A 26,472-nucleotide genomic window follows, 5' to 3' on the forward strand; every position below is an offset into this window, starting at 1 on the left:
GCTCGTGGTGGCGGTCATCGTTGCCGGCGACGAGCCGGTCCGTCTGGAGGACATGCGATGACCGAGCCGCTACCGCCCGATGTCGTCGAGGATGATGACCCCGACTGGGACTCTGACGACCTTCCCTCCACCGCCGACCCCGGCGTGGTGACCGACCCGAAGGAGGAGTGATCATGGCACCGCCTGACTACGTCGAACGCGTGGACGCGGTCCACGCTGAGCTGTGGTCGCTGCTGGCGCCGCAGACCGCATACGAGCGGAAGATCGTAGCGTGGATGCGCGTCGGGCTGGACCTGTCGACGCTGGAGCCGCTGCGGAACATGGTGGCGCGGGCCCGCTCGCGAGAGGATGGCTGACATGCCTACCCCTTCCCGCCTGCTCCCGTGCCCGCTGTGCGGTGCCGAGGTCGAGCGGTTCACGATGACCGCAGCGTATGCGGTGGCGACTCCGCGTGGCGTCGAGATCGTGACGCCTGTGACCGAGGTGTCCGGGCCCTACCCGGACCGGATGATGGAGCGGGTCACAGACCATGACCGATGGACGCTGCTCCCCTGCGGCCACCAGTTCGAGCGGCGGGAGCACCCGGGCTGGGTGGCGACATTCGCGAGCGAGGGAGAGTGACGAGGTGGGCGACTACCGCGACCGCATCAAGCACAGAGGCGAGAGCGAGCCAGACCGCTCGCAGTTCGAGCCAGGCGACCTGTGGGAGCGTCCCGACGGGTCGCTCTGGATGCCAGATCACCGCGGCTGGTCGCGGGTCTACACCTGGGAGCAGGCCATTGAAGGCCTAGACACGTAAGCGGGGCCGCCCGGAGCGGGAACTCCGGACGACCCCTTGACCCACTACCTGATGAGAGCAGGTGTGGACCCATGCCCGACCCTACCGATCCTCCTGGATTCGAGCGCATCGTCCGCCGCATCAGGATCGCGGTGTGGCTGCTCGTCGCGTTCGTCGCCCTGCCGCTCGCGCTCTGGCTGGTCGGCCGCTACTGAGAGTCGTGGCGTGGGGTGCAAGACAGATCAACCGTGAGCCGCTACGCTGCGGCCCGTACATACCGTACATTTCGGAGGGGCACATGAAAAAGACATTCGCCGTGCTGGTGGCAGCGTTCGCGCTGCTGCTGGGCGGCTCCGCGCCGGCGCTGGCGACTGGTGGTGACACCCCGACGCCGGGCTACAACCACGACCCGCACGACGCGCAGGAGTGCGCGGTCACGCTGATGGCGTGGCTGGAGCACGAGACCGCGGCGGACTGGCAACTGTTCTTCACCGTCGATGGTGGGGAAGAGTACGGCTCGCCGCTGCCCGCGCTGATCGAGCTGACGCCGGAGTTCTTCGGCGGCGCAGATTCGGGCGCGCACGAGGTGACCTACTGGACGGAGTCCGTGCACGGCAAGAGCACCGACAAGGTGTCGTTCGCCGTCCAGTGTGGCGAGCCGGAGCCTGAACCCACAGAGGAGCCGACCACAGAGCCGCCGACTGACGAGCCGACGGATGAGCCCACGGACGAACCGACCGAAGAGCCGACCACGGAACCGACCGAAGAGCCGACCACGGAACCGACCACGGAACCGACGGCCGACCCCACGCAGGAGCCGACCACGGAGCCCACGACCGAGCCGACGGATGAGCCGGGCGACGACGACGGCAATGCCGGCGGCAATGAGGGCGACGACGAGCTGCCCGACACCGGCGCTGGCACGACGGCGCTCGCGCTGGCCGGCGTGGCACTGCTCGCCGGCGGCTACGCGCTATACCGACGCGCCGCACTGTAGGCACGCAAAAACGGCCCGGCCTCCACAAGGGAGGCCGGGCCGTTTCGTTCTGTCCGAGGGTCGTGCTACACGGTGGTGCTGGTAACTGCCCGCTCTCCGTCGCGGTCCCGCAGCCACACGGAGACGCGGCGGCCGGCTGCGGGGAACCGGGCCCACACGACGCGCTTGCCGGCGATGGTGTCGCGCAGCGCTGGCTTCCAGCTGTCCGGCGTCGGCCGCGACCCGGACGCGATGGCCAGGTAGATGGTCTGCAGGTCTTCGGAGCGGTGCTCGTACGGCACGACGACCTTGGTGGCCATCACCCGGACACCTCCAGCGCCTGCGGCGCGATGCGCACGGGCTGCTCGTCGGTGTCGGTGAGCCGCAGCCACACCTGATAGTCGCCGCCCGTGAGGGTGACCGGGTTGGCATTGAACGGCCCGACGAGCCGGGCCACGAAATAGTCGCCGGTCACGCCGGACGCGACGGCATCGGGCCAGAGCGGGTCGGTGTCGTCGGGAATGACGAGTGCCGTGTCCCAGTCCTCGGCCAGCGGCCTGTCGCCGGCAGGCATGAACGCGACCTCGGCGCCCACGCTGGGCGCATCACCGGTCACGCCGAGGAACAGGTACTCGGTGGACTCCACCTGCAGAGTGGCCATGGTCAGAACTCCCCTCCAGTAACCGTGCGTGCGAGCTCGGGCCCATCGACCTTGCGGCGCACCGCTGGCCCGTCGGGCGTCGGGTCCGTGACCCGTTCGGGCCCGGCGATGTCCTCGGTGCGCGCGTTCGCTCCGGTCACCGCTCGGCGCAGGGCTGCTCCGGTGACGTCGCGGGCGAGCGCGGGACCGTCGGGTGTCGGCTCGGCATCTCGTTCCGGTCCGGTGACGGCGCCGACGTGGACGCCGCCGGTGTCCTCGTCGACTACGACCGGTGGCCCGAACTCGAGGTCGACCGCCAGGGGCTCGGCGGTGGTTCTGTACGCCGCAGCCGCAGCCGGCGCACCGAATGCGACGACCACGGCGAGCGGGTCCGCTTCTGTCTGGCTGCCACCGCTGACCGCGGGCGGTCCGTAGTCGACGTCGACCCCGAGCGGGGCGGCCTGGGCGGCGTAGGCCGCAGCGGCGCCGGGTGGCGCGAACTCGACGGCGACGGTCAGCGGCTCGGCTGTCGTCGAGCGCGCGGCCCGCGCGGTGGGTGCACCGAAGTCGACGTCTACGGGGAGCGGGTCGCCAGTGGTCTGGTCTCCGCCGCCACCGAGGTCGCCAACCTCGAAGTCGTCGAAGATCACGCGGCGATCAGAGCTGACGCTGTTGCGGAATCCGTTCAGGCCGCCGAACGAGCCAGCCGTGATGTCGGAGTCGGTGACCGAGTCGATCAGAACGTCGTTGATGTAGACGCGGATCTCGTCGCCCTCGACCTCTATGCGAGACGTCTCGGGGAACACGAACGGTACTGACACGCCCGGGTCGGCAAGATACGTCAGCTCGCCACCGACGTACTTGCGGATCTCCCACGTAGCATCGACAGTGCCTGCTTGGGTGATTCGCTTGAAGCAGTAGAACGTCTGCCGGTCGGCGCTCATGCGGACGCACAGGCCGATGTCGGCGTAGGACGCGCCGCCGAAGTCGGGGATGACCAGCTGGACGTACATGTCGGCGGAGCCAGTGTCCGCCTCGGCGCGAGCGGTGATCTCCGCCGCGGTGGTACCGGCGATGACGCCGCGGTTCGACGCGGTCTGCCACTGGGTGTCGGGGTCGGTCCACGTTAGGTCCGGGCCGAGCCCGACGCCGTCGGCCTTATTGAACGACTCAGTGAACGCTGCCACGGCTCGCCTCGTCCAGCGCCTCGAAGAGATCCCGCGTCAGGATGACGTGGTTGATGCTGCCGTTGCCCTGGTCGTCCCACAGGGGTTGCGGGTCAACCGGGAGGCCTTCTTCGATCAGGTCATCCAACTCGCGTCCGTACGAACCGGCAAGGTCGATGGCTTCGTCTGTCGACAGAGTCTGCCCGTACTTTTCGACGGCCTTCTCGAATGCGCTCATCGAGTCCAACCCCCTATACCGGATCGCCGGCATTTACGGTGGTGCCGTCGTTCATCTGGGCCCCGGTCTCCCAGACGTTGCCCGACTTCACACACCCGTTAGTGCCGTTCGTAAACGCCGTGATGGCGCCGTAGAGCGGCCCGCTGTAGGGCTGCCGGAACATGAAGTGGTTGCGCAGGTAGCGCACGTTCTGGCCCTGCGGGAAGTCCTTCGAGGAGACCGATCCCCCGTAGGCGATGTACCCATCGGACGTGACGAACAGGTTGTCCTCGAACAGGTGGTCGTCAGCGAGCGCGTTGTCGCCGTAGAGGCTGATAGCGGCCGACGACTGGGTGCCGCGGCATTCGATACGGCACCGCTTCACCGAACAGTGTGCGCCGCCGTTGTTGCCGATGCCGGACCGGTGTGAATCCGAGCCGGCGTAGAACGTGGCCTCGACGATGGAGTCCTGGATGTGGTTGTTGTTGTAGAACCGAGGCCCCGAGCCGACGCCATGCACGTAGCAGTCCTTGATCGTGATGGCGCCGGAGTTCACGCCGGGGAAGTTCATCGCGATAGTGCGAATCCCGTTCACCAGCGGTGGCGCGTCGATCTCGACCCGCTCGATGAGGATGTCGCCGACGTTGCCTCCGAACTCGGTCCTGATCCAGTACGCGCCCTCGGTCGTCGGGCCAAAGTCCATGCGGATATCCCGGACGATCACTCCGCTGTGCTGAATTCGGATGAGTCCGCTGCACCGTACGTTCTCGATGACTTGGCCGTCATGGTCCGTGGTGATCGAGCCGACCTGCGGGTACTCCGCGGGATCATCAGCAGGGCCGACTTGGTCGAGCGTCGGCCACGGCTCCGGCGATTCGTCGCCGCCAGACTCGACCGCAGGCCCCGGCTCGACGATGACCAGGAACGGTGCCCCGGCGGACTGGAACGTCTCGCCGGGGCCGATCAGGAAGGGACTGCCGCCTGCACCGGCGCCGACGTCACCTCGAGCGTGTCCGGGTCGATGAAGCCAGGCTTCGCCGCGGTCAACGCGACGCCGCCCAGCCACACGCTGCCGGCCGCCCAGAACCCGAGGAACCCGGCGTTGGTCGCCACGGCCGGGCCACCGAACGTGACCGGCGCGGCCAGGTCGTCCACGCCGCCAGCCGCGGCGCCGGAGTAGTCCGGCACCTCGCGGGTGTACGCGCCCGTCAGCGGCAACTCGTTCGCGCCCGTCGCGCCCGGGTCAGCGGAGTGCAGCGACAGCTGCGCCACCGCGGCGCCGACAGCGTCCGCGGCGATGTTGAGGGTGGCTTCGGTTGCGGCCATGGCCTTCTCCTACTCGTACGTCTTCGGCTCGACGAGGCGCTCGACGGTGACCTCATTGGCGACGACGGCACCAGTGGGGGCGGCCGCCGCCTCGCCGGCGCGGAAGTTGCCGGCACCGTCCACGCGCGCCAGGACACTCGGGTCTGCGGGACGGGTGGCTGCGCTGACGCCGAGGCCGACGCCGAGCGCGATGACCGCGCCGAGCCACTGGACAGTCGTCAGGTCGTCGAAGCCGCCCTCGGCCGGCACCACGCCGACGAAGTACGAGGCCAGGATGACGGCGACGAACAGGGCGATGTACAGCCACTTGGGCAGGACGATGGTCATGATGATCTCCGATCTCAGGGGATTCCGCCGGCGAACGCGTTGCCGACGGCGCTGCCTACCGCCGCCGCCACGCCGGCCGCGATCCATATGGCCCGCTCCAGGCGGCGGATGCGGGACTCGTGGTCGAGCACCTTCGGCGCCAGGTGCTCCCGCAGCATCGTGTGGATCTCGACCAGTCGGTCGTGGTCCGACGTGGGGATGTCCTCCCCGTTCACGCCACACCCTCGCGAAGGGCTTCCTTCACCGCCTGCTTCACCGTCGCCTTATCGACGTCGCCGCACTCAGGAAGGCGAGCGAGGATCAGGTCGGCGGTGATGTCGGCGGTGAGTTCGGCGATACGCTGCTCGTCCAGCTGGTCGCCCCCGGACATCGCCTTGATCCAGTTGTACATGCGCTGGATCGCGATGCCGAGCGTGAGCCGCCGGCCGTCCTCGATGGTCTCGCCGCCAACGGTCGCGGACAGCCGCGTGGCCCGCTGCAGCTCCGTCAGGTACGACGGCTGACCATCCTTCCGGTTGAGCGGCGACTCCCATGTCGCACGGTGGGGCTGCTCGATCGAGTCCGGGTGGCTCCAGACCGCGTCGGCGATCTCCTTCGCAGTGGGCATGTCGTCGTCCTCTCCGAGGGGTGCGCCGGCCGCGAGCCACGGCCGGAAGATCTCGTTGAACTGCTCGACCCGGTCGGGGCCGGGGCAGGACTTGGCGACCGGGGTCCACGGCCCGGGTGCGCCGAACAGCACGTGATAGCCGAGACCACTGGCGTTCCAGGCGGGGCAGACGCGGGCCGGGAAGTCGTGCACGTCCATGCCCCACCGGTACAGCCGCTTGAGCGAGACGATCATCTCCGGCGTCCACTCGCCGTACTCGAGGCCCTCGGTCTCGACGGACAGCAGCCCGTACCGCTTTCCGCCAGACACCCACGAGTTGCCTTTGTAGTTGGCGTCGGCCTCGCGGGTGCTGTCGCGGTACTGCTCGACGGTGCCGTCGAAGCGGACGTACAGGTGCGACTCGATGCCGCCGGACGGGCCGTTGAAGTACGGGAACAGCGAGTCGCCCAGGCCGGCGCGGACGTGAAACACCATGCCCACGGGGATGATGCGGGGGTCGTTGCCGCCGGGTGGAATCTCCTTGCGGATGGCGTCGGGATACCAGGCCATGCGGGACCTCCCCGGTCAGATTTGGGCGTACGCCTCGTTGAACTGGGCGATGTTCTGCCCGTCGTGGCTGGTGTTGAGTTGGGCGATCGACTGTCCGTCCAGGTGCTGGTTGAACCGGGCCACGCTGCCCGGCGTGCGGCGCTGGAGGTCGGCGACTTTCTCCTCCAGCTCGGCAATGCGGTCGGTAGGCGACGGGCGGCCGGTGCTGCGCACCCGTGGCGTCAGCCACGCCAGCCACACGTTGCAGGTCTCCCCGGCGATGGCGTCCCAGTCGGCCTGCAGGTTCAGGTAGAGCCGGCCGACACCGTCCTGGCGGGCGATGAACCGGGTGCCGGGTGCGCCGCCGGACGGCCCGAGGTCGATGCCCCGCGCTACCAGGGACTCGTCGGGTGTGCAGGTGATGGAGCCGATGGGGGCGCCCCCGTCGTTGATGACCTCGAGCCGGCCGGACGAGTCAATGTGCACGCCCAGCGCGCCGACGGCGACGTGGGTCTCATTGGCGTGGATGTACGGGCCACCGGACTGGAACGACCCGTCAGGGTTGACCACGCCGGGCTCGAAGCGGACGACGCAGGCCCGGATGTCCCATTCGATGTCGGGATGGGTGGCGTCCTTGAACGGCCCGATTTCGTTGGCCATCAGAGCAGCGCAACTCGGCGGATGAACTTGCGCCCGGCGTCGCTGCCTTCGGGCATGCCGAGATCTCCGCCGGACGTCTGCCGTGTCCAGAACGACACCACGTCGCCGGCAGACAACGAGAGTTCGGTGTCGCACAACGCAGTGGTCGCAGACCCGCTGACGGCGGCCACGGTGATCGTCCGCTCAATATTCCCGTTGATGCGGATCTGCGCTTGCCGGCCGCCTATGGAGTTGTTGAGGAAGGCGACATCCAGCTCGACTCGATACCAGCCGTCCTGGCTCACGGTGTAGCCGGCGCTGGAGTGCGTGATCCCGGAGACCGTGCTACCAGGGTCGCCCGTCCCACCTGTCCACCCGGCACCCGAGATGTCCGTGAACGTGTTGTCTGGGATGGTCTGAGACGTTGTCTTGTAGTGCACGCGCCACGGCTGGGTGATGGTTCCCTCGGGCCGCGTGATCGAGTCACCCATCCGCTTTAGCCACGTGTCGAGCCCGGAGCCGGGCGGCCCGAAGAGCTCGGTGTCGTCGGGCGTCCAGATGCCTTGGTCGTTGACGGCCACGTCAGCTCACTCTCAGGGGGTCGGCGTTGAAATCGGCGATGGTCTGGCCGTCCCAGAGCGCATTAAGGTCGGCGATGGTCTGGCCGTCCCACGCCTGGTTGAACTCGGCGATGGTCGGCAGTAGGGGTCGGACGTCGATGTACTGGTCGATGTTGCCCGCGGTGCCGCCGTGCTCGATGGCGACAACGACACCCCGCAGCGGCTCGAGCCCGGTGACGTCAGGGTCGGAGATCTCAACGATGTCGCCGAGTTGGCGCCGCGGTTCCCACAGGACCGGGACTCTCTGCAGGATCGCCCGCGGCGCGGACAGCTCGGCGGCGAGGAAACTCGCCAGGTCGAGAGCTGATGAGTTGTCCTGGACGTAGGGCGACTCGTCCAGGGTCAGCTCTTCTGCACGCACACCCTCGTTGTCGACCTCGGCGTACTCCGACGCCTGGCTGGCCTGGATGATCCGCTGCCGCGCCCGGATGAACAGGTCTGGCGCGTCGCTACCGTTGCCAGCGACGAGCCACACACGGCCGGAGTGGTTGTTGGTGACAATGACTCGCGCGACCCGCGGCCCGCTGGGGTCGACCTCAACCTGCACCGACGTCGACACGTCCGAACCTGAGCCGTCAGCGGCCGTGTTGGCGCGGAACCGCGTGCCGGTAGAGCCGGTGCCGGCCGTCGCCGTCGTGTCGATCCCGATGGCGATGCCGTTCAGATTCACCGACAGGCGCTTGGTGGCGTTGGCCCCCACGGAGATCACCGTGCCGGTCTCCTGGGCGCTCCACACGGTGTGTGCGTAGTCGTCGGACAGGTATGACGTGACCGGCAGTACGGGTACCTGGACGCTGGAGCGGACCTGCTCGACGGCCTCGCGCCACGACACGTCCATCAGCGACGTTCGCGACGTGATCTCGTGGACCGGCTCGCCGATGCCGCGCAGCGACTGGCGGTTCCGAAAGGTTGGAGTCCCCTGCTCGTCCAGCCAGACGGCGCCCAACTCGGCCTCGGCGACCTCTCGAAGGGCGTCCCACCCGTTGTCGCGGAACAGCCCGGGCGTGGCGTCGATCCGTCCGATGGTCGGGTCGAGACTGGCTGACGGGACGAAGCCGATCATGGCATGCGCGCCGGATGGGTTGGACCGGACCGCCACGCCGGCCAGTGCCATCCCCTCTTCGCTGGTCACCTGAACGTAAGAAACGCCGTTGCTGTGAGCTCCTACGAGACTCGTCGACTGAGAGCCGCCCTCATAGAACAGGATTACGTTGTTGGTGGCGCCGTCGTGCTCGACATCGATTGAGAATCGACCACCGGGCCAGCCAGTGAATGTGTGGGTCGGAGTTCCCAACGTGTTGATGGCGACCTCGATCTCACCGGGCCTGATCCGAACCCTGGTCCAGGCGAGTCCGGCCGATTGCAGAAGGATCTCCGTCTGCCCCGATTCGCCGTTTGCCCATCCATGGATGCGGACCCAGTCGGTCTCTACCAGTCGCGCCGGGCGCACCCGGAAGACAAAGTCTCCGGTCAGAGCGAGGAACCGCTCACCGGTGTCCCATGCCTGGCTGACGAAGGTCGGATTGTCCTCGGTGACCCCGTTGCGCGCCTGGATGAGCTCCCCGTAGAAGGCGGTCGCGGACACCGACGTCCCGGCCGGGAGCTGTTCGGGCCACACCGTTCCCTGGAGCGGGCATGAGACCGCGGTGGAGGGCTCGGCCGCCGGCATCGTGTAGTACCCCAACTGCCGCAACACAGAGTCCATCACGTAGCTCCCAGACACCCCCGGGAACAGCAGCACCGAAGCGCCAGAGTCGGGGACGTAACGCATCTGCGACGCCAGCGGCGCGACGATGACATCTCGCCGCAGTAGGGCGGCGTCGTCGTCGCAGTCCACCGACATGACGTCGGTCAGCGCCGAGCCGCCAGCGTCCATGACCCGGCCCGTGAACACCGGCACCAGGGACGGGCGGCCATCGGTGCCGATGAAGCCGGCCCGGATGGAGCAGCCCGACTCGACCACTCGCGAAGCTGTCTTGGAGAACGGGTTCCGGGCGACCTGCGTCTCAATGTCGGCGGCCGGGATCTCCGCCTGAGCGTCCGCCACCGACTGCCCGGAGATGCCCCGCACCTGAGCCGGCAGGTAGGTCGCGATCTCCCGGCGCACACTCCACGAGTCAGGCTCAACGTCCGTCCGCGCGCCGGCAACGTCGCCGACATCAACAACAGCGACAGGCTCAGAGACGGTCAGGTCGGTCGGCCAGTTCGCCGGCGTCGGCTGCATCAGCCGACCTCGAGCAACTCTGCGGTGTAATCCGATCGGACGGTTCCGTCGTCCCACACCGCCTGATGCGTGCGCTGCATGCCACTCACCGACACCCGCGGGATTCCTTCCCCGGGCAGCCAGTCAATGACCGTGGCCGTCTCGGTGAGCTGCACCCGGTTGAAGTTCCCCGCCACATCCGGGTCGAGGACCACGCGCACGCCCCCGGCGCCAGCAGGTGCGGCACCGGTCGCCGACAGGCGCCCAGTGCCCGTGCTGCCCGCAGTCGTCGACAGCGTGACGCCGTCGGCGTCCACCCAGCGCAGACCTACGTGCGACGACGCCGACGCGAAGGTCGACGCCGTGTACGTGCGCCCCTCCAGCACCGGCACCACCGGGGCGACCGCCTCGCCAAGCGGAACGTCGATCAACGGCAGGGCACCCCCCAGCACCGAGTACGTCAGCGTCCCCCCACCGACAGCCTCGTACGGCTCGTCACCCCACAGGCCGGGCGCGGCCACGCTGGGCCGAAGCATGTTCGTTGCCGCGGCGTACGGGTCGTACCAGTAGGTCGGCACGGACGGGTTCGCCAGCGAACCGGACTCCAACTCCACCAGCGCGGCCACCTCTGCCGGTGTCGCCCACGCGAGCGACAGCGTCCACCGTCGGGCCGACCTGGGTGCGCGCTGGATCGAACGCATGCCGGCCAGATTCAGCCGTGGCGTCGAGGGCCGCTCCACCGGCGCCTCAACCGGCGCCGGACAGCGAATCTCCTGCAGCGCGCCGAGACGGCCGATCCACGTGGAGGACATCAGGCCCTCCTCGCGTTGACTCGCGCGCCCTTGTCGACGACCCGGGCGAGTACCGACTCTGATCCGATCTGCAGCTGCAGCGTCGCCCCGTCAAGCGTCGGCATCGCGGCAGCCACGGCTGCCGCGATGGCATCAGCGTCAACAACGGAGCGAGCATCGGACTGGCTGTGCAGCGGGAGTGTGGTGAACCACTTCGGCATCTCGGGTGCGCGGCCTTCACCCATCCAAAGCGAGCCGCCGCCCTTAGCCTTCTTGCCGCCGAGAAACTGGATCAGCCATGCCTCGATCGCGCTGCCGGCGTTCGGGCCGGTGTACATTGCCGCGAGCTGGTCGTTGTACTTCCGCAGCAGGTCCGACATCCCCTCGAAGGAGAAGTCCTCGTAGAACTTCCCGCCAGACCTGATGCGATCCAAGAGCTCCTTCGCGGCCGTCTGCAGCGGCGTGAGGCTCAGCGGCTCCTTGCCACTCGGCCGGTCCGGTGGCTTGATGCCAATGGGCGCCGGGACGACACTGCGAGCGACCCGGTCGTACGCCTGTGCTGCTCGGGTGATCGCCGAGTCGAGCTCGATCAGGGAGTCCTCGACTTCGACGCCACCCTCCTCGACCATGTCGGTCGCTGAATCGATGGCACGCCACAGGCCATCACCCAGTCGGTACTCCGCCACACCCAGCGCCGTCAGGGCGCCCATCGACTCCAACCCGGACCGCTGGTTGAGCGATGAGAGAATGGACCGCGTGCGGCCGGCCGGGATGATCTCTCCGTCGCCCTCGGGGACGAACAGCTCCGGGCCCTCTTCGCCGACGGTGTACAGCTGTCCCATCTGGACCGGGCCGCCGCGCGCCTTCGGCAGCGGCCCCCCAACCACCTTCGGGTAGATGTTCACCGTGCGGGCACGGGTCAGGCTGTTCAGCTCGCCCTCGGCCCTACTGGTGTTCGCCTGGGCGCGGAGGTGCGCGATCACGTTCCGGCGCCCGAACGCATCCACGACGCCGAGTGCGCGGTTTGCGTTCGCCTGCGCGGTGGCCGCGCCGTCCTCGTCGATCTGCGCCGTGTAGGTGTCCTCGTAGTCCTCGGCGACACCAGTCAGTGCGGCGACGCGGTCCCGGATGGTGTCGGCCTGGTCGGCGGTGATCGCTCCCTGCGCGACCCACTGGTCGAGTTTGCTGGCGAAGGCGTCGAAGGACAGGTCGCCACTCAGCGCTGCTGACTCAAGATTTGCGACGGCGCCTGCAAGATCCAGCCCGGCCTGCTGCGCCTCGGCGCTGGTGGGCCCGAACTCTGCGACCGCCTCGTTGTAGGCGGTCTGCGCGTCGGTGACGCCGACGACGGCGTCGTTGAGCGCGAACACCGGGTCGGTAGCGATCTTGATTTGGTCGAGCCACGCCGACAGCGCCTCGGTCTGCGCGTCGATCTCGGCCGTGCCGCCGGCGAACTCCTCACCCATCCCGGCCACGGCGCCGCCGGCCGCCGTCGCCTCATGTGCGGCTAGCGCCTGGTCCTCAGCGGTGCCGCGCAGCGCCTCCTGGTAGGCAGGCAGCTTCTCCCGCAGCCGGTCGACCTCGTCGCCCTGGTACCCCAGCCGGTCAGCCAGCTCATCGAACGCCGCCGTAGCGCCCTCGATGTCGCCACCGGAGGCGAGTTTCGCCAGCTCGGCGTCGATCAGTTGCAGACCTGAGGAGAACTCCTCGCTGGCGCCGCCCAGCTCGTAGAGGTTCGCGATCTGGTCACCGCCGGCGAGGTTGCTGACACCGTTCTTGATGCGGCCCCACAGGCTGGTGTCAGCGATCGGCTCGGCGGCCTCCCGCAGCCGCACCTGCGAGTCGATCAGCTCGTTGAGTGCGGCGCTGCTCTCGCCACGGCTCAGCGCCAGCACGCCCTCGTACGCAGCCTGCGAGGAGATCTCGGTCTGGTTGAGCGCCTTGTTGAGCTCCCACACCGCGAAGCCGACGGCGCCGATGGCGCCCACCGCGCCGGCGAACCGGAGCGTCCGGCCCGCTCGCCCGGACGTGAGGCCGAGGTCGTTGATCGCCTCGCGGGTGTTGGCGACGCCGACGGCCAGCTTGCCGAGCCCGGCCACGCCGAGAGCGACCAGGCCGCCACCGCCGACGATGGCGAGCGTCGCCGACTGCACACCAGGAGGCAGGTCATTGAAGGCGTTCACCGCGTCCGTGGCGCCCTGCACGAGGTCACGTAGCGGACCGTCAGCGCCGGAGCCCGCGCCGATGAGCGCGGTCTCCAGGGCGCCCCCGAATTCCTCGAGGTCGCCCTTGAGGTTGTCCATGCGGGTGGCCGCGGTCTCGGCGGCGTAGCCCTGGTCGTCGACGGCGGCGATCCAGTTCCGGATGCCGGGCTCGCCCTGCTCGTACAGGATCGACGCCGCGCGGACGGCGTCGCTGCCGAAGATGGTCGCCATGGCGGCGTTGCGCTGCTCGGGCGTCAGGTCCCGCAGGGCGGCCTGCAGGTTGCCGGCGAACTCGGCGAGGCCGATGAATTGGCCCTGCCCGTCATACGCCGAGATGCCCAGCCGCTCCATCTCGTCAGCAGCCTCGACCGAGGTCGGCGTGAGCCGCTGCAGCATCGTCTTGAACGACGTGCCGGCGTCCGAACCGAGCAGGCCGGCCGAGGCGAACGCTGCGAGACCGCCCGTGGTCTCCTCGATCGACAGCCCGGTCTGGTCGGCGACGAGGCCGGCCTGATTGAGCGCCATCCCGAGCTCGTGCACGCCGCCCTGCGCCTTGCCGGCGCCGGCCGCGAGGAGGTCGGCGACGTGGACAACGTCGTCCCCAGCGAGGCCGAACTGGGTCATGGCCGATGCAGCGATCTCCGCCGCCTGTGCGACCTCGATGCCGCCGGCGGCGGCCAGGTCCAGCGCGCCGTCGAGACCGCCGGCCAGGATGTCCTCCGCCGAGACACCGGCCTTGGCCAACTCTTCGATCGCACCGGCCGCCTCGGTAGCGGAGAAAGCTGTCTCCGCGCCGGCGTCAAGCGCAGCCTGCCGCAGCTGGTCCAGGCTGCCCCGGGCGTCGTCACCGGTGGCGGCGACGTGCGACATCGCCTCGTCGAAGTTTGCGAACGCCCGGACCGCGAGGCCGGCACCAGCGACAGCCGCGAGGCCGACCGCGCCGATACCGGTGGTGAGGGTGTTGATTGACTGCTCGCGCTTGCCGACCCAGTCCAGGCCCTTGCCGCCCATGTCGGCGAGGGCTTTGCTGGCGGTACGTGCCCCGGCGATGACGCCGCCGATGTTCATGCCGAGGTTGATGACGACGGAGCGATTCGCCACAGGGCACCCCCGTCAGCTCGTATTCAGTTCGGCGCTCCAGAGCAGCGCGCCGGTGTGCCTCGACTGCTTCTTCTTCTTGCCTAGGCCCTCTTGCGCCTGGAGCACGGCCGTGGTGGCGTGGCAGCGGGTCGGCAGCCCGGAGCGCCAGCGCATCTCGTTGGCTGGGTCCGTGCAGACCTCGATCGGGCGGCCGCACAGCGGGCACAACGTGGCCCGGTACTGCGACAGCGCGCGCATCCAGTCCTGCTCCGCGTCGTCCCACTCGACCTCGCGGGTCGTCACAGACCTGAGCAGCCGGCCGTCGCCGGCGTACTCGTACTCGGTGATTTCCTCCGGCTCCCAGCCAGAGAACCGCTTGTAGGAGACGCCGAGTCGTTCCGCCGCCTCTAGGTCTCGTCGGAGGTCTGCGTCGTCCGCGACGCGGCGCGCGAGAAAGGGACGCTCACCTTCCCGCGGTTGAGCAGGAAGGCCATGTTGGCGATGCTCTCGAACTGCTGGTCGGTCATCTCGTCGGCCAGCGACTCCCAGTCCTGCGCCGGGTCGAACTCGACGACCTCGCCGGCGTGGTCGGTGACCTGCACGATGGTCCCCGGCTCCTTGCCGTCATCGTCCAGAGTCGCCAACATGAGTGCGTCGAAGAACGTCTCACGGTTGACTCCGACGGCGGCGTCTTCGGCGTCGTCCTTGCGCGGCGGATGCTGCGCGACGATCTTCTTGTACCGGTTACGCGGCAACGCGCTGAGCAGGAAGTGAACCGTCTGCTGCTCCATCAGCTCCTCGAGCTGGCGGATCTCCTCCGCAAGCCGGCTCGCGGTCGCGTTGCCAACCATCCGGTCGCCGGTGGTCTTGCCCCGCTCCTTGCGCAGCTGCTCGTCGAGCCGTTCCCACTCGGCGCGCATCGACATGTCGAGGCATAGCGGAACGGTCGCCGTCGGACGCTTGATGGTGAGCTTGCTCATCGGCCCGGCTCCTCGTCCTGCACGGGGATGTAGACCGTGTTGATGACGGTGCCGGACTCGCCCGCAACCGCCTCGCCCTCGTACCGAGGCTGCCCCGCGTTGTCGCGGTCGATGACCTCGGCGTAAATGCCGTCGTAGCCGAACTTGAGGCTGCGCAGCTCGTTGACGTCGAAGCCCGCCGACGCGATGAGGCGCAGGTAGTCCTCGCGGCTGATGCTTTCGGGCACGCCTTCAATGACCTTGCTCATGGTTGTGCTCCCGGTCTCCCCGGTCGTGGTGATGACCCCGCGCAGCCCGACCGGGTAAGAGGGCTGCGCGGGGCGTGAGTGGGCTACGGCGCCGCGACGACGGTGCCCTCGACAGTGGGGCCGGTGATGAACTGCTTCTGCGCCGTCTTGAGGACCGAGTTCGCCTCGGGGGTCAGCTCGTTGTACTGGCCGCACTTGATCGGCGTGACGACCACCTTCTGGTCAGCCGCGTACGCGGTGTCGAACTTGATGCCGCGGCGGGTCACCAGGAAGTGCGTCGAGCCCGGGACGAGGGTGTCCTTGGCCGCGTTGTCTGTGGCCTCGTTCGGCGCGTTGGTGTTGTCGATGTAGATCGTGTCCAGCGAGCGGGTGAACCGGCCCGGCTGCTCGAAGATCTGCGTCGAGCACAGGCGCTCGTCGGCGATGACCTGCTCGTCCAGGCTCGGCGTGTAACCGTCGCTGGTCAGGTAGCAGGAGATGTCCACGACCGTCGGGTCCGTCAACTCCGTGACGGTCGGTGCGGTCGGGTCGGCGATGGTGTCGACGACGATGACCGACACATTGCCGTCGGCCGGGGTGGCGGGGATGTCAGCCATCAGTTGGCTCCTTCGGGATCTCGACCGCGACGGCGGCCTGCTTGCGAGGGATGAAGTGCTTCGCCCGTCGCGGGCGATCAACCGGCGGGTACCGGTCGTCCTTGATGCGGGTCAGCAGCCCGCGCTTGAGTCGCGGGTCCGTCTCCGGCACGTCGAACTCATGCTTGGTCGTCGGCGACTTCACGCGGACGTATCTGGGCATGCGAAACTCCCCCGTTCGGGGTTGGGGCCAGGGCGGGAAAGGATCAGGCAGGTACTGACGCAAGGCGCCAGACGTCTACGCCGTACATCGGGTGCAGGTTCGTGCCCGGCAGTGTCACGTCGGAGTCCTGGCGGATGGGCTCGGAGTAGAGCGTCGCGAGTTTCCAGCACGAGCGACCGGCCACAATGGGCCGCACGTCCAGCAGGGTGCCGCTGACCTTGTCGGCCACGAACCGGACGGCATCGGCAGAGGCTCCCGCGTAGGTCGTGTACAGCCGGGTCTCGAACTGCGTGTGCTCGTTGCTCAGCGCCGGGGCCGTCCGGTCACCCGGTGTCGTCCAAAGCACGACATACGGGAACGTCGGCTCCTTCGGCACCTGTCCGTCGTAGAGCGCGATACTGCCCGGCGGTAGGTCTTCGCCGTCGGTGATATCGACGAAGCCGACCGCGGCCAGAAGCAGCTTAACTGCGGCGACATGCCCGGCGAGCACGTCAGCCGTCCAGCAGCTTGTCGGCCATCAACCCGAGCGCCTTCTCGAACTTCGGCGCTTCGGCGCGCAGGCCGGACTCGACATCCAGCACCGGGCCGTTGTTGCTGGAGCCGAAGTACAGCAGGTTCCCGAGCGCGCCCTGCGTCTTGTCCTTGTCGGGACCGATCTCCGCTTCGATCTTCCCGACGCCGTACTCGATGTCGTACGTGATCGAGTTCGGAAACGCCGGGAACGTCGGGTGGCCGCTGGCCTCGTCGCGCATCTGGTTCTTGGTGTTGAGCGCGCCCTTCTCGACGACGGCGCGGCCCTCCTTCACTGCGCGGCCGGGCATCTTGCCGACATCGGCGGCGACGCGCAGCACCTCGGAGGCGTCGACGGTGATGCGGTTCACCCGGCCACCTCCGCGATGTAGAACCTGCGCATGGTCTGGTGGGTCTTCCGCGACGGCGCGGCCACGCGCCAGATCCGGCCGGCGAGGGCCGGGTCCATTTCCGAGACGACCTGATCCACGACGTCATCGACCCGCACCACGACCACGGCCATCGGCAGCTGGAGGATGTCGCGCACGACGGTGAACGAGTGCTCGCCAGCTTCCGGCCGCTGCTCGTACGGGTCGTTGGTCTGGATGCGGCATCGGCCGTCGACTGGCGGCTGGGCTCCTGGGAGCGGGTAGATCAGGTCGTACGTCGTCGTCACCACGCCGTCAGGCCCGGTCGTCCGGCCGGTGGGGCGGCGGATGCGGCACGAGTCGATCATCAGGGCCTCAGCGCGGCGTCGGCCGCGCATCAGCACCCGCTCGGCGCGGCCCATCAGCCGATCCTCACCAGCCCCGCACGTCCCCCGTACGTGCGGCGCAGGAGAGCCTGGCTCAACTTCGGCAGCAGGTTCGTCGCCCCGTCGCCGGAGGTCTGGACCATCTGCTCGCGGTAGTCGTCGATCGAGAACCCGGCTGTGACGCCGTCCGGGCTGGCGTTGATGGCCGCCGCCAGGGTCAGCGTCAGCGACTTCGCCAGCTCCAACGCCGGATCGCCTGGAGGGTAGCCGTGCGTGTAGACGAGGCTGACCTGCGACGGCTCGTACGCGCAGGGTGCCCAGCCACAGGTACGCCACAGCCGGCTACCGAACCGCCGCCAGTCCGTCACGTCCTGGCCGTCGATCTGCACCAGCGTGACGTCGGTGACCGGACGCTGCGGGAGCGCCAGCCACGAGTCAGTCGTGCCCATGATGTCCAGGTGGTCGTCGACCACCTGCACGAGATCCTGCCCGGCTGCCGCTTGCACCTCGGAGGTGGCCATTGCCAGCAGCAGGTTCGCCTCCGCGTCAGGCAGCTGGGTCGCGTCGAGACCGAGGAGAGTTCGCAGGTCGTCGGGGGTTGCGAGCATGTCGGCCATGACGACCCCCTAAGCGCCGCTCGTGCCGATGATCTGCCAGTTGGTGCCGTCGAAGACGACGGTGCGGAGCCCGAGGGGGCTTTCGATACCGACGTTCGGCGTGCCGTCGATGTTGGCCCCGGCGCCGTCGATGGTGACGCCGAGCGTGCCGGCGACCTGCTTGATCGTAAACACTTTGCCGGCTGGGGGGGCGGCAGGGAGCGTGACTGCTGTGTCGTTGACATTGCCGGTGGTGTCGATCAGCTGAACCGTGGGCGAGTCGGCTGCCAGGGTGACGGTTGCGCCGGTTTGGGTGGCGACGGTGAGATGTCCGCCACCGACGCCGGCCACGGCGGAGTCGACGTAGGCCTTGGTGGCCGCATCCTTGGGATCGGATGGACTGCCGACGTTGACGATCTTCTGCTCGGACATGTGCACGGGCACATACACGGTGGCGCCGGTTGGCGTGTTGCTGGTGCGGGCAATCTCAATGACGTTCCCCGCGCCGACGCCCGCATCGTCGAGCGTCCGCAGCGTGAACGAGGTGTCGGCCGCTATGAAGTTCCACCGCTTGCTGTCCGTCGGCGCGTCCGACTTGGACAGCTCCAGCTGCGGGTTGCCGCTGGACAGGCCCACCGTCGGCGTGGCGTCGGAGGACACGTCGTTGAACTGCACGCCGGCTTGGAACTCGTGCTTGCCGGTCCAGACGGGGGTGATGCCCTGGTTGAGTGCCGGTGCGCCGTCGGACCGCATGTACGTCGCTGCGGTGCCGTTGGTCGCCGTCAGGCCGACATCCGCGGACGGGTCGGCGGACGCGGCAGCGAACGCGCCAACGTCGTGCCAGTTGCCGATGTCGGTCGCCGGGTCGCCGGACAGCATGAACACGTGAGGCGGCGTGAAGTCCGTCCGGATGCACATCGCTGGGGCTTGCACGGCGAGCGCGAGCATGGCCGCCTCGGTGGCGGCCTGCCCGACGTCGTGCTGCAGCGGGGGAAGCTCGGACACGCTGATCTTGCCGCTGCCGTCGAGGGTGGGCACGCCGCCGGGGGCGTCCGTCGTGATGCCCATGGTCGTCGTGCCGGCGTCCCACGTGAGCGGGGGGTCGGCGCTCATGTCGGCCGCCTGGACGGCGCCGGGGTCGGTCACCGGCAGCGGGTGGTCAACACCCGCCTGCCAGACGCGGCCGTTCTCGTCGCGCCAGTAGATCGCTCCACCCATGGCCTACTCCTCCGGCGGCGCGTCAGCCGCCGCTTGCTGTGCCTGCTGAGTGGTACCGCCAGATGCCACAGGCAAGGGGTGGTCCGCGCCGGCCTGCACGACGTTCCCGTCTGCGTCCCGGAAGTAGATCGCTCCGCCCACGCGGACCCCTCCTCAGTTCTCGTCGGCTGGCTTGGCGGCAGCCTTCTTCGCTGCGGCCTTCCTGGCCGGCTTGACCTCTTCGATGTCGCCCTGACGCAGAAGCGTGGCGACCTGCGCCGCGGGAACGTCGCCCGGGAGTTCCGCACCTCGACGGATGTCGATGTACGCCCGGGCTCCGTTCTCGCGGACCTGAGTTTCGACCGTGACATACCCGGCCGTGACGCGATATGCCATGTCACGCCCTCCGATCAGGGTGCCGGCGGGGCCGTGGTGGTGCCCGTGATCTTTCCGTGGGCGGTCTCGGCGCCGAACTCCAGGCCGACCTCGCCGTACAGCTGCGAGCGCTCCTTCGCGCCGGTCCGCGCCAGCGGCTCGGCGAAGAAGTGCCCCTTGCCGGGGATCTCCAGGTACACCGGGCGGCACTGTTCGAGCGACACCACGGCCACGGTGTCTGCCGGCATGTGCCGGTCCAGCATGACGTTGACCGTCCCGAAGTCGGTCTCGATCGTCTGCACCCGGACGCCGCCGACAGTGCGGGACGCTTCCTGGTAGCCCTTGTCGGTGATGAACGCCTGCGTCAGTTGGCGCTTGTTCCAGCTGTTGACGATGACCGTCGCCGTGTCCTGCTCCATGATGCCGCCGTTGTCGTAGACCTCCTGCATGAGGTCGAGCAGCATCACGTCGGTAAGGTCCACGCCGCCGGCCGCAACCGTGTTCGTAGTGATCGCCTCCAGGATGCCTCGCGTCTTGCGACCGGTGGCGTTGGTCGCCGGCTTCGCGTAGGTGCCCTGCAGGAACGAGAACTCGATGTCGCGCACCTGCTGCTTGAGCAGCTGCTCAACCTGCCAGTCCAGCTCGGAACGGACCGGGTTCTGCAGGTCGTTGTTGCTTCCGGCCTTCTGCCCGACGGCCGCCAGCTTGGAGTAGCTGACGCCGACACTGTCCTGGTGGATCTGGACGACGTTGGTCACGTTCGCCCGCGCGCGCTCGGTGTCGCTGGGGTCCGCGCCCTCAGGGATGTCCGGCTGCGAAGCATCGCGAAGGTCGAAGGTCTCCCACTCGAACTCCGTGGAGGTGGTCTGGCCGCCGCCGGTCAGGCCGCCGATAGCGGAGAAGAACGGCGTGTCCGACGGGGTGAGCTGGTGCAGGATGCCGGTGAAGTTGGGCAGATTGTAAGTCGTGCCCAGTCCGGTCACGGGAGCCATAACGGTTCCTCCTTGTGATCAGGGCACGACGTGCCCGTTGCTTACTGGTTGGTCACCTGGTTGGTGAGCTTCTGGTTCTGGAGCGAGATGACTTTGCGGAAGTCGCCAGCCTTCTGCGCCTCCGCGATCTGCGCGTCGATGTCGATGCCGCCACCGCGCGGGCCCTGTGTCGGGTCCGGCTTGGGCGTGCCAGGGGCTCGGCTCGCCGCCAGGCGCTCCGACAGCCGCTTCGCGCGGGCGTCGATCTGGTCGGCCGGCACGCCCTCGAGCAGCTCGAGGTCTTCGGCGCCGAGGCTGTGGTCGATGGCCGCCTTGTACAGTGCGGCTTGCCGCGCAGTAGTGGCTGCCGTCTCGCGGGCCTCGTCGCGCTCCTTCTCAAGGCGCTGCTGCTCAGTGAGCTGTGCGTCCTCGAACTCCTTCAGCTTGGTCAGCCTCGCGCTGATCTGCTCGAAGTGGCTCTCCTTGCCGCCGGTGTTCAGCTCGACGCCGAGTGACTGCGCGAGCATGGACTCCAGCTGCTGCCGCTTCTCCCGCTCTCGATCGCGCTCGGCGATGATCTCGGGCTTCGCGGACGGCTGCTCTGGCGACTTCGCCGGATCACCCGGCGGAGTTGCGGGCGCGGCGGGTGCCGCAGGTTCGGCGGGGACGACCTCCGGGCCGTGCTCGCCGACGATCTCGGTGGACATGCGGTGTTCCTCCATCGCAGAGGGGTTGACCCGGGTCCGCATCGCGCGGTCGGGAGTCAGCGGATGTAGCCGTAGAGGCGCAGCTGCCGGATAGCGTCGGCTCGGTTCTCCGCCTGCTGGTAGATCTGCTCGGGCACCGGCGAGACGCCGCGGCGCCCGCTGGCGGTCGTGTAGACCCCGCCGTGGCGCATCGAGGCGTTCATCACCGGGATCGGGTCGGCGCCGTCGCGGATCGCCCGCGCGTTGGCCTTCCCGAACAGCCGGTTCTGGTCAGCTTGGTCGAGGCTGTCGAAGTAGCGGCGCGGGCTCGTCGTCAGGTCTCCGGCGACGTTCTCCCGCGATGGGATGTGGACGCAGTCGCAGCGCGGATGCCGCCGGAACCCCTGGTTCGAGCGGAACCACTTGCCGGCGAGGGCCGCGCAGCGACCGCAGGTCTTGCCCTGGACCATCCGCACGTAGCCGACGCCGGGCCGGGCGAACGTCGAGAGGCCGTCGGCGACTCGACCAGCGTCGGCGATTTGCGTGCGCAGGATCATCTCGAGCTCGGCCCAGCCGGACGCCAGCGCCCGCGGCACCGTGGCGCCGCGGGACAGCGCCGTCAGGGTCGTGATGCGCGGCTCGTCGAGCAGCGAGTCGAGCTGCCGCCCATCTGATGCCCGGCCAGCGAGCCGACGCGGCACGACCTCGGCGATCGGGTCGGCCTGGATGCCCTGCTCGGCCAGCGCGGCCCCAACGTACTCGTCCGAGCCCTGAGCGGCTGCGAGCTGAGCACCCGAGAGCGTGATCAGCAGCTGCGGCACCAGTGACCGCCACGAGCCGGTGACGTCGCGGGCGTCGAGCTGCCGCCATGTGCGCCGCCCCTCGGCCGCGACGGCGTTGCTCAGCCGTTGGCGCTGGGCGTACCGCTCACGCGACCGGCTGAGCGTCGCCATCGCGCTCCGCCGGCACCGGCTCGCCAGTCATGCCCCGGGCGATCACGCCGACCGGGTCACGCTGGAGCGCCTTCTCGTCCTCTTCCTCCATGCGGCGGATCTGCGCGTCGGTGTACCCGAGATCTTCGCGGGTCTGCCGCAGCGGCACGATGCCGATCTGGAACTTCTTGGTGGCGGCATCCGCGGCCTGAGCTACCGTCGGCGTCCCCGCATCGCGCCAGATCGTCTCCAACTGGCGCAGCCGAGGGTCCCACTCGCCGGTCTGGAAGCGGCGCACGAGCCGGGACGACTCCTCGTAGGAGCCACCGAACGAGCGATGCTTGCGCTCGCACCGCTTCACGAGCCGGGTCTCGCGGGACCGGATTGCGTCGGCGCTCGCGGCGTCGTCGGCGGCGAGACCGAAGTAGTTCGGCGGCAGTCCGGCCATGCCCGACGCCTGTCGCGCGAGCAGTTCTACGGTGCCGTGGAAGTTCTTCAAGTCGGCCGCTGAGAACTCAAACTCCTTGCCCTGCGCGCCATCCCCCTCAGGCTGCGGCAGGGTGAGGAACTTCCGCATCATCGCCTGAATGGCGGTGAGCTGGTTGCCGTCCTTGTCTGTGAGGTCTTCCGGACTCAAGCCCCAGAAGCCCCGCAGCGGGATCGCGTGGGCGTCGGCGGTGAGCATCATGTCGGTGGCGATCTTGTTGGCCGCGTCCGACAGGGGGATGATCGGTGCCAGCTCCGACGTTCCCAACCGCCGCGTCGCGCGGCCGTGGCGGTCACGACGGGACGACAGCCGACCGCGGTTCACCACCGGCACGACGGGGACCTCACCGAGGTTGTGCTCGTCACGGTCGACCTCACGCCAGCCCTGACCACCTTCGCCCCACTCATACCAGACGGTCCGGTTGGGCAGGTAGAGCGTGGCGTAGCGCTCACCGAGGCGGGCCAGGTCGTCCTGCTCAAGCACGCGGCGCAGTGCCGCCCGCACCTTGCGGGTGCGCGGGTCGATGTCGGCGAACATCTCCAGCGGAGACTCGGCCGTCACCAGCGGCGTGTCGCGGTCAGCCTCGTTGCTGCCTACGACGACGAAGTACCGACGCATCACCAGGGCGTCGACATGGCCGAGCTGGGTCTGCTCGTCCATGTCGTTGGCCTGCCAGACGCGCCACAGATCGTCGTCCGCCGTGTCCTCGTCTGGCAGCCGGAACCCCTCGACATCGAGGCGCTCCTCGACCGCATCCACCACAAGCTGCGGCCAGAACAACACCAGCGGCTTGATCCGGTCGCCGACCTCGCGCTGGATCTCCGGATGCATGTAGGCGAGCGGCTGCGTGCCCTCGTAGTAGTGGTCGAGCGCCTCGAGCTCGGGCTTCTCCGCGTCGTGCCGCAGCGCCAGGTAGGTCAGCCATTCGAGGTCAGTCGAGGGCACAGCCACGGCGCGACCTCCTGCCTACAGGGCGATGAGCTTCTGACGCTTCCGGGACTTCCACAGCTTGGCCGCGGTCACGTCGCCGGCCGCCTCGTTCGTGATCACAGAGACCACCGCCATGTCGATCTTGCGGCCGTCGCCGGGCTTGGTCAGGATGTAGCGGTTCGACGGGCGCTGCGCCTTCCGGGCGTTGCGCATGTGCTGCCCCGTGACCTCGCAGCCGTCGTGGTGGAAGGCGCTCTCGGCCTTGTTCACGTCCACGAGCTGGCGTTCGCAGGCGGCGTGCATCTGCACCGGCCGATACGTCTCGAACCGCAGTACACGCTTCTCGCCGTACTTCGCCGCCCAGCCGTCACCCTCGGTCTCCCAGTACGGAGGGTCGAAGTAGAAGCGGATCACGTCGAAGTGCTCGAACAGCCAGTCGACGGCGGCGTCGACCTCGAGGCGCGGCACCTGGCCGCCGTACTCGGCGGGATTCCAGATCGTCGGGCCGCCGTGCGGTGTCTCGGGCGTGAACTGGTAGTTCTCGCGGGTTTGGGCCCTGATTCCGGTCCAGTCGTCGACGTCCGATCCGTCAAGCCCGAGGACGATCTGCGTGCCCTTCGGCGGCATCCCAGCCGGTTTCGAGCGGGCGTCCCACTTGTCGCCGTCCATCCAGGAGCCAAGGCCCGCGACGATCCGGTTGCCGTAGAACCGCTCGGCCTGCCCCGGGTCCTTCTCCATCAGCTCGGCGGCCTCGGCTTCGAGGCCATCGAGGTCAGCGTGCGGCGAGCCGGCGTAGTTGAAGATGTGGATCTTCCGGCGCTCAGCCTTGTTCTTGTAGCTGAGATTCGCCGGCGGCGGCTCGTAGAACTTGAAGATGTCCTTGGCCTTCGCCTCGCGCGTGCGCTGCGCGACCGACTGCTCCGATGGGTCGTAGCAGTTCGTCGTCTCGATGGAGCGGCCGCCCATGGCGGCTGCGCCGCGCCGCATCGTCTCCGCGACCCGGATCATCTTGTTGGTCTCGGTGTACAGCTGGGTCTCGTCCTGAATGCAGAACGTTAGCGGGTTGCCAAGGCGGGACTGCGCCGACGAGGTCACAACGTCGATGCGACTGGCGTCCGGGTCCTGATCCTCGCCGATGATCCGGATGAAGCCCTCGCGGACCTTCATTCGGTCGGTCAGCCGCGGACCTCGAGCCATGCCTTTGAGGTGCTTGTAGACGTTGTCGACCTGGTCCTCGGACGTCGCGAGCAGCTGGATCAGCGGCGACGGCCAAGGGTGGCCCATCGGCTCGCCGGGCTTGTAGCGGTACACCCACCCACAGCTGCAGCCGTGGTTCTCGCAGCGGTACTCGTCGCCATCCTTCGCCCAGTCGAGGAACAGGACCGGGCCGACGGCCTCCGCGCAGACGATCGCCGCCGTCCAGGGCCCCTTGCCGGTCTTCTGGGGCGCGATGACCTGGGTGCGGCGGTTGTGGAACGCCGCGGACCGGATCGGGAAGACGTCCGGGTCGACGCCGAACCCCTCGACCTGCCGCGCCGACGGCTTGATCCGGTAGTGGTTCGCCGTGATCCAGAGCTGCCAGTCGTACATCCGGAACGGGCGCCCCTTGCGGAAGCCGTCCGAGATGATGCAGTGCCGCTGAATCCAGGCGGGGACGACCCAGAGCGTCGGGAAGTCGACGACGTATTGGCTACGCGCCTCCACCGGTCACGACCGTCATGCGGTTCCGAGGATCGTCCTCATCCTCTTCGGGCTCGGGCGCCTCGTTGCGCTTCCCGGCGAGCTCGTCGACGGCGACCTTCCAGCCCATCTCGGCGAGGCCGGCCGTCGTCATGCCGATCTGGTCGGCGAACCGGTGGAGGCTGTTCTTGTCGGCGGCCGTCGCGGCAGACGACTCACAGATCACGAACGTCCTGACCCACATGGCGATCGTGTGGATGCGCCACGACTCCGAGGGCATCGACCAGGCGCAGGCTTGCGGCGTGGTCCACGCCCACTCCCACAGCTCGGCCTCCCGGTCGGCGACCTCCTGTGTCGCATCCGGGTCGAGCACTTGGTAGCGGACCTTTCCGTCCTGCTCCCAGCGCATAACCTGGCGCCGCATCAGCGGCCACTCGGGGACGGGCCCGTCGTAGCCCTCCGCCGGCAGTGCCGTCAGTGAGAAGCCGCGGCGATCGGAGCGGCCGGAGTTCGGGTCGGCCGGCGGACCGGAGCGGTTGCGCGCACCTCCACGCATGGTGATCACTTCTCCTCAGCGGCATCGCACCGCATCGGTTGACAGTCCAGCGTCGCGCTGGACTGATGATCTTGGGGGCCGGCCCTGGGAGGTTTGAACCCTCCGCGCCGTTCAGCGCCCTCCCCGGCGGTCCTGGTATAGCGGCGCTCGGGGGTTCCCCCCCACCCGTTCGCGCTGGTCAGAGCGTTGTTGATCACGCCATGGTTACCATGGTTCGCCGCGTCACTGCAGGTCAGGAGGGTGACCATCCTGCGGCGAGTGCCATGCCGTGCCCCTGCGTCACGTGCTCGCAGCCTCGTGCAGCACCGTCACCGCGCGTTCCAGCCTCCAGGCTGATGCTTCGCAGTCGATCTCTTGTGGCACAGCGAGCACAAGCCGCGACCGTGCTTCGGATCGTCAGGGTTAAGGCCAGCGGCGATCAGCTCACGCCTGCTCAGGGGGTGGTGGTCAGCGTCGGTGCTGGGCCTCGAGCATGGTGTTGCGTGGTCGTCGCATTCGGTGCACACGCAGAAGGGCTGGGCACCCAGCACCCCGGTACGGAACCGGGTGGTGTGCCCCTTGCCATAGCCCCTGTCCCGTGCAGTACCTCGGCGCTGGTCTGCCTCACGCCTGCAGTCGTCGCACCTGCTCTGGCCAGGTGGGGTGAGCTCGGGGCAGGAGGGGGTGGAGC

35 protein-coding genes are annotated in these 26,472 nt (G+C 68.6%); 4 read left to right on the forward strand and 31 right to left on the reverse strand.

Annotated elements, in window-relative coordinates; all coding sequences use genetic code 11:
- Positions 1 to 173 precede the first annotated feature (173 nt).
- From E1269_RS21225 to E1269_RS34565, 4 genes are all read left to right on the forward strand, one after another.
- Entirely contained in the window at positions 174 to 356 is a 183-nt protein-coding gene (locus tag E1269_RS21225) for a hypothetical protein (protein WP_131898237.1), read from the forward strand.
- A gap of 1 nt (position 357) precedes the next feature.
- Entirely contained in the window at positions 358 to 621 is a 264-nt protein-coding gene (locus tag E1269_RS21230) for a hypothetical protein (RefSeq protein ID WP_131898239.1), read from the forward strand.
- Positions 622 to 870: 249 nt separating this feature from the next.
- Positions 871 to 993 carry a hypothetical protein gene (locus tag E1269_RS33880; RefSeq protein WP_275264616.1) on the forward strand — a complete coding sequence of 41 codons (123 nt, stop codon included), beginning with the start codon at positions 871 to 873 and terminating at the stop codon, positions 991 to 993.
- A gap of 83 nt (positions 994 to 1,076) precedes the next feature.
- Positions 1,077 to 1,775 carry an LPXTG cell wall anchor domain-containing protein gene (locus E1269_RS34565; RefSeq protein WP_203433949.1) on the forward strand — a complete coding sequence of 233 codons (699 nt, stop codon included), beginning with the start codon at positions 1,077 to 1,079 and terminating at the stop codon, positions 1,773 to 1,775.
- 65 nt (positions 1,776 to 1,840) lie between these two features.
- Here the strand turns inward: E1269_RS34565 and E1269_RS21240 are convergent, their stop codons facing one another.
- From E1269_RS21240 to E1269_RS21390, 31 genes are all read right to left on the reverse strand, one after another.
- Complete coding sequence (locus tag E1269_RS21240) at positions 1,841 to 2,074, reverse strand: hypothetical protein (RefSeq protein WP_131898241.1); 234 nt, start codon at positions 2,072 to 2,074, stop codon at positions 1,841 to 1,843.
- Positions 2,074 to 2,415: a hypothetical protein gene (locus tag E1269_RS21245; RefSeq protein WP_131898243.1), complete on the reverse strand. Its 342-nt coding sequence runs from the start codon at positions 2,413 to 2,415 to the stop codon at positions 2,074 to 2,076. The genes E1269_RS21240 and E1269_RS21245 overlap by 1 nt, the downstream gene beginning before the upstream one ends.
- A 2-nt stretch (positions 2,416 to 2,417) precedes the next feature.
- Entirely contained in the window at positions 2,418 to 3,581 is a 1,164-nt protein-coding gene (locus tag E1269_RS21250) for a hypothetical protein (protein ID WP_131898245.1), read from the reverse strand.
- Entirely contained in the window at positions 3,565 to 3,798 is a 234-nt protein-coding gene (locus E1269_RS21255) for a hypothetical protein (protein ID WP_131898247.1), read from the reverse strand. Before E1269_RS21255 ends, E1269_RS21250 begins: the two co-directional genes overlap by 17 nt.
- Before the next feature lie 13 nt (positions 3,799 to 3,811).
- On the reverse strand, positions 3,812 to 4,843 hold the full coding sequence (locus tag E1269_RS32430; RefSeq protein WP_162606552.1) for a hypothetical protein: 1,032 nt from the start codon (positions 4,841 to 4,843) through the stop codon (positions 3,812 to 3,814).
- Positions 4,741 to 5,103: a hypothetical protein gene (locus tag E1269_RS21265; RefSeq protein WP_131898251.1), complete on the reverse strand. Its 363-nt coding sequence runs from the start codon at positions 5,101 to 5,103 to the stop codon at positions 4,741 to 4,743. Before E1269_RS21265 ends, E1269_RS32430 begins: the two co-directional genes overlap by 103 nt.
- A gap of 9 nt (positions 5,104 to 5,112) precedes the next feature.
- Entirely contained in the window at positions 5,113 to 5,430 is a 318-nt protein-coding gene (locus E1269_RS21270) for a hypothetical protein (RefSeq protein ID WP_131898253.1), read from the reverse strand.
- A 14-nt stretch (positions 5,431 to 5,444) separates the two neighbouring features.
- Entirely contained in the window at positions 5,445 to 5,645 is a 201-nt protein-coding gene (locus E1269_RS21275; RefSeq protein ID WP_131898255.1) for a hypothetical protein, read from the reverse strand.
- Positions 5,642 to 6,586, reverse strand: a complete 945-nt coding sequence (locus tag E1269_RS21280) for a peptidoglycan recognition protein family protein (protein WP_131898257.1) — start codon at positions 6,584 to 6,586, stop codon at positions 5,642 to 5,644. Before E1269_RS21280 ends, E1269_RS21275 begins: the two co-directional genes overlap by 4 nt.
- Before the next feature lie 15 nt (positions 6,587 to 6,601).
- Positions 6,602 to 7,225: a hypothetical protein gene (locus E1269_RS21285; protein ID WP_131898259.1), complete on the reverse strand. Its 624-nt coding sequence runs from the start codon at positions 7,223 to 7,225 to the stop codon at positions 6,602 to 6,604.
- Positions 7,225 to 7,785 (reverse strand): hypothetical protein, encoded by a 561-nt coding sequence (locus tag E1269_RS21290; RefSeq protein WP_131898261.1) that lies wholly within the window; start codon positions 7,783 to 7,785, stop codon positions 7,225 to 7,227. Before E1269_RS21290 ends, E1269_RS21285 begins: the two co-directional genes overlap by 1 nt.
- Position 7,786: 1 nt before the next feature.
- On the reverse strand, positions 7,787 to 9,931 hold the full coding sequence (locus tag E1269_RS21295; protein ID WP_131898263.1) for a hypothetical protein: 2,145 nt from the start codon (positions 9,929 to 9,931) through the stop codon (positions 7,787 to 7,789).
- 116 nt (positions 9,932 to 10,047) lie between these two features.
- Positions 10,048 to 10,839 (reverse strand): hypothetical protein, encoded by a 792-nt coding sequence (locus tag E1269_RS21300; RefSeq protein WP_131898265.1) that lies wholly within the window; start codon positions 10,837 to 10,839, stop codon positions 10,048 to 10,050.
- Positions 10,839 to 14,123: a phage tail tape measure protein gene (locus E1269_RS21305; protein WP_131898267.1), complete on the reverse strand. Its 3,285-nt coding sequence runs from the start codon at positions 14,121 to 14,123 to the stop codon at positions 10,839 to 10,841. Before E1269_RS21305 ends, E1269_RS21300 begins: the two co-directional genes overlap by 1 nt.
- A gap of 12 nt (positions 14,124 to 14,135) precedes the next feature.
- Positions 14,136 to 14,405 carry a hypothetical protein gene (locus E1269_RS21310; RefSeq protein WP_131898269.1) on the reverse strand — a complete coding sequence of 90 codons (270 nt, stop codon included), beginning with the start codon at positions 14,403 to 14,405 and terminating at the stop codon, positions 14,136 to 14,138.
- Positions 14,406 to 14,509: 104 nt separating this feature from the next.
- Positions 14,510 to 15,082, reverse strand: coding sequence for a hypothetical protein (locus tag E1269_RS21315; RefSeq protein ID WP_131898271.1), 573 nt, complete (start codon positions 15,080 to 15,082; stop codon positions 14,510 to 14,512).
- Entirely contained in the window at positions 15,079 to 15,330 is a 252-nt protein-coding gene (locus tag E1269_RS21320) for a hypothetical protein (RefSeq protein WP_131898273.1), read from the reverse strand. Before E1269_RS21320 ends, E1269_RS21315 begins: the two co-directional genes overlap by 4 nt.
- Positions 15,331 to 15,413: 83 nt before the next feature.
- Entirely contained in the window at positions 15,414 to 15,926 is a 513-nt protein-coding gene (locus E1269_RS21325) for a phage tail tube protein (RefSeq protein WP_131898275.1), read from the reverse strand.
- Entirely contained in the window at positions 15,919 to 16,128 is a 210-nt protein-coding gene (locus E1269_RS21330; RefSeq protein WP_131898277.1) for a hypothetical protein, read from the reverse strand. Before E1269_RS21330 ends, E1269_RS21325 begins: the two co-directional genes overlap by 8 nt.
- A gap of 43 nt (positions 16,129 to 16,171) precedes the next feature.
- Positions 16,172 to 16,618 (reverse strand): hypothetical protein, encoded by a 447-nt coding sequence (locus E1269_RS21335; protein ID WP_131898279.1) that lies wholly within the window; start codon positions 16,616 to 16,618, stop codon positions 16,172 to 16,174.
- Between the two features lies 1 nt (position 16,619).
- Positions 16,620 to 17,009: a hypothetical protein gene (locus E1269_RS21340; protein ID WP_131898281.1), complete on the reverse strand. Its 390-nt coding sequence runs from the start codon at positions 17,007 to 17,009 to the stop codon at positions 16,620 to 16,622.
- Positions 17,006 to 17,428 (reverse strand): DUF6093 family protein, encoded by a 423-nt coding sequence (locus E1269_RS21345; RefSeq protein ID WP_131898283.1) that lies wholly within the window; start codon positions 17,426 to 17,428, stop codon positions 17,006 to 17,008. The genes E1269_RS21340 and E1269_RS21345 overlap by 4 nt, the downstream gene beginning before the upstream one ends.
- A complete protein-coding gene (locus E1269_RS21350; protein WP_131898285.1) occupies positions 17,428 to 18,009 on the reverse strand; it encodes a hypothetical protein in 582 nt (193 codons plus the stop codon). The genes E1269_RS21345 and E1269_RS21350 overlap by 1 nt, the downstream gene beginning before the upstream one ends.
- A 9-nt stretch (positions 18,010 to 18,018) precedes the next feature.
- The gene (locus E1269_RS21355) at positions 18,019 to 19,206 is read right to left on the reverse strand and encodes a hypothetical protein (RefSeq protein ID WP_131898287.1); all 1,188 of its coding nucleotides are present in this window, start codon (positions 19,204 to 19,206) and stop codon (positions 18,019 to 18,021) included.
- A gap of 153 nt (positions 19,207 to 19,359) precedes the next feature.
- Positions 19,360 to 19,581 (reverse strand): hypothetical protein, encoded by a 222-nt coding sequence (locus E1269_RS21360; RefSeq protein WP_131898289.1) that lies wholly within the window; start codon positions 19,579 to 19,581, stop codon positions 19,360 to 19,362.
- A gap of 14 nt (positions 19,582 to 19,595) precedes the next feature.
- Entirely contained in the window at positions 19,596 to 20,552 is a 957-nt protein-coding gene (locus E1269_RS21365) for an SU10 major capsid protein (RefSeq protein WP_131898291.1), read from the reverse strand.
- Positions 20,553 to 20,593: 41 nt separating this feature from the next.
- Complete coding sequence (locus E1269_RS21370) at positions 20,594 to 21,280, reverse strand: hypothetical protein (protein ID WP_162606547.1); 687 nt, start codon at positions 21,278 to 21,280, stop codon at positions 20,594 to 20,596.
- Positions 21,281 to 21,294: 14 nt separating this feature from the next.
- Positions 21,295 to 22,170: a hypothetical protein gene (locus E1269_RS21375; protein WP_131898295.1), complete on the reverse strand. Its 876-nt coding sequence runs from the start codon at positions 22,168 to 22,170 to the stop codon at positions 21,295 to 21,297.
- Positions 22,145 to 23,587: a phage portal protein gene (locus tag E1269_RS21380; RefSeq protein WP_131898297.1), complete on the reverse strand. Its 1,443-nt coding sequence runs from the start codon at positions 23,585 to 23,587 to the stop codon at positions 22,145 to 22,147. The genes E1269_RS21375 and E1269_RS21380 overlap by 26 nt, the downstream gene beginning before the upstream one ends.
- Positions 23,588 to 23,602: 15 nt before the next feature.
- Positions 23,603 to 25,270: a hypothetical protein gene (locus E1269_RS21385; protein WP_131898299.1), complete on the reverse strand. Its 1,668-nt coding sequence runs from the start codon at positions 25,268 to 25,270 to the stop codon at positions 23,603 to 23,605.
- Positions 25,257 to 25,802, reverse strand: a complete 546-nt coding sequence (locus E1269_RS21390) for a hypothetical protein (protein WP_131898301.1) — start codon at positions 25,800 to 25,802, stop codon at positions 25,257 to 25,259. Before E1269_RS21390 ends, E1269_RS21385 begins: the two co-directional genes overlap by 14 nt.
- Positions 25,803 to 26,472: the final 670 nt, after the last annotated feature.

The organism is Jiangella asiatica (assembly GCF_004349065.1).
Taxonomy (GTDB): Bacteria; Actinomycetota; Actinomycetes; order Jiangellales; family Jiangellaceae; genus Jiangella; species Jiangella asiatica.

What these genes read in the sequence shown, in the direction of transcription:
- E1269_RS21225 (WP_131898237.1), top strand. Translation starts at nt 174, where the DNA reads ATGGCACCGCCTGACTACGTCGAACGCGTGGACGCGGTCCACGCTGAG.
- E1269_RS21230 (WP_131898239.1), top strand. Translation starts at nt 358, where the DNA reads ATGCCTACCCCTTCCCGCCTGCTCCCGTGCCCGCTGTGCGGTGCCGAG.
- E1269_RS33880 (WP_275264616.1), top strand. Translation starts at nt 871, where the DNA reads ATGCCCGACCCTACCGATCCTCCTGGATTCGAGCGCATCGTCCGCCGC.
- E1269_RS34565 (WP_203433949.1), top strand. Translation starts at nt 1,077, where the DNA reads ATGAAAAAGACATTCGCCGTGCTGGTGGCAGCGTTCGCGCTGCTGCTG.
- E1269_RS21240 (WP_131898241.1), bottom strand. Translation starts at nt 2,074, where the DNA reads ATGGCCACCAAGGTCGTCGTGCCGTACGAGCACCGCTCCGAAGACCTG.
- E1269_RS21245 (WP_131898243.1), bottom strand. Translation starts at nt 2,415, where the DNA reads ATGGCCACTCTGCAGGTGGAGTCCACCGAGTACCTGTTCCTCGGCGTG.
- E1269_RS21255 (WP_131898247.1), bottom strand. Translation starts at nt 3,798, where the DNA reads ATGAGCGCATTCGAGAAGGCCGTCGAAAAGTACGGGCAGACTCTGTCG.
- E1269_RS21265 (WP_131898251.1), bottom strand. Translation starts at nt 5,103, where the DNA reads ATGGCCGCAACCGAAGCCACCCTCAACATCGCCGCGGACGCTGTCGGC.
- E1269_RS21270 (WP_131898253.1), bottom strand. Translation starts at nt 5,430, where the DNA reads ATGACCATCGTCCTGCCCAAGTGGCTGTACATCGCCCTGTTCGTCGCC.
- E1269_RS21280 (WP_131898257.1), bottom strand. Translation starts at nt 6,586, where the DNA reads ATGGCCTGGTATCCCGACGCCATCCGCAAGGAGATTCCACCCGGCGGC.
- E1269_RS21285 (WP_131898259.1), bottom strand. Translation starts at nt 7,225, where the DNA reads ATGGCCAACGAAATCGGGCCGTTCAAGGACGCCACCCATCCCGACATC.
- E1269_RS21300 (WP_131898265.1), bottom strand. Translation starts at nt 10,839, where the DNA reads ATGTCCTCCACGTGGATCGGCCGTCTCGGCGCGCTGCAGGAGATTCGC.
- E1269_RS21315 (WP_131898271.1), bottom strand. Translation starts at nt 15,082, where the DNA reads ATGAGCAAGCTCACCATCAAGCGTCCGACGGCGACCGTTCCGCTATGC.
- E1269_RS21320 (WP_131898273.1), bottom strand. Translation starts at nt 15,330, where the DNA reads ATGAGCAAGGTCATTGAAGGCGTGCCCGAAAGCATCAGCCGCGAGGAC.
- E1269_RS21325 (WP_131898275.1), bottom strand. Translation starts at nt 15,926, where the DNA reads ATGGCTGACATCCCCGCCACCCCGGCCGACGGCAATGTGTCGGTCATC.
- E1269_RS21330 (WP_131898277.1), bottom strand. Translation starts at nt 16,128, where the DNA reads ATGCCCAGATACGTCCGCGTGAAGTCGCCGACGACCAAGCATGAGTTC.
- E1269_RS21345 (WP_131898283.1), bottom strand. Translation starts at nt 17,428, where the DNA reads ATGGGCCGCGCCGAGCGGGTGCTGATGCGCGGCCGACGCCGCGCTGAG.
- E1269_RS21350 (WP_131898285.1), bottom strand. Translation starts at nt 18,009, where the DNA reads ATGGCCGACATGCTCGCAACCCCCGACGACCTGCGAACTCTCCTCGGT.
- E1269_RS21355 (WP_131898287.1), bottom strand. Translation starts at nt 19,206, where the DNA reads ATGGGTGGAGCGATCTACTGGCGCGACGAGAACGGCCGCGTCTGGCAG.
- E1269_RS21360 (WP_131898289.1), bottom strand. Translation starts at nt 19,581, where the DNA reads ATGGCATATCGCGTCACGGCCGGGTATGTCACGGTCGAAACTCAGGTC.
- E1269_RS21365 (WP_131898291.1), bottom strand. Translation starts at nt 20,552, where the DNA reads ATGGCTCCCGTGACCGGACTGGGCACGACTTACAATCTGCCCAACTTC.
- E1269_RS21370 (WP_162606547.1), bottom strand. Translation starts at nt 21,280, where the DNA reads ATGCGGACCCGGGTCAACCCCTCTGCGATGGAGGAACACCGCATGTCC.
- E1269_RS21375 (WP_131898295.1), bottom strand. Translation starts at nt 22,170, where the DNA reads ATGGCGACGCTCAGCCGGTCGCGTGAGCGGTACGCCCAGCGCCAACGG.
- E1269_RS21390 (WP_131898301.1), bottom strand. Translation starts at nt 25,802, where the DNA reads ATGCGTGGAGGTGCGCGCAACCGCTCCGGTCCGCCGGCCGACCCGAAC.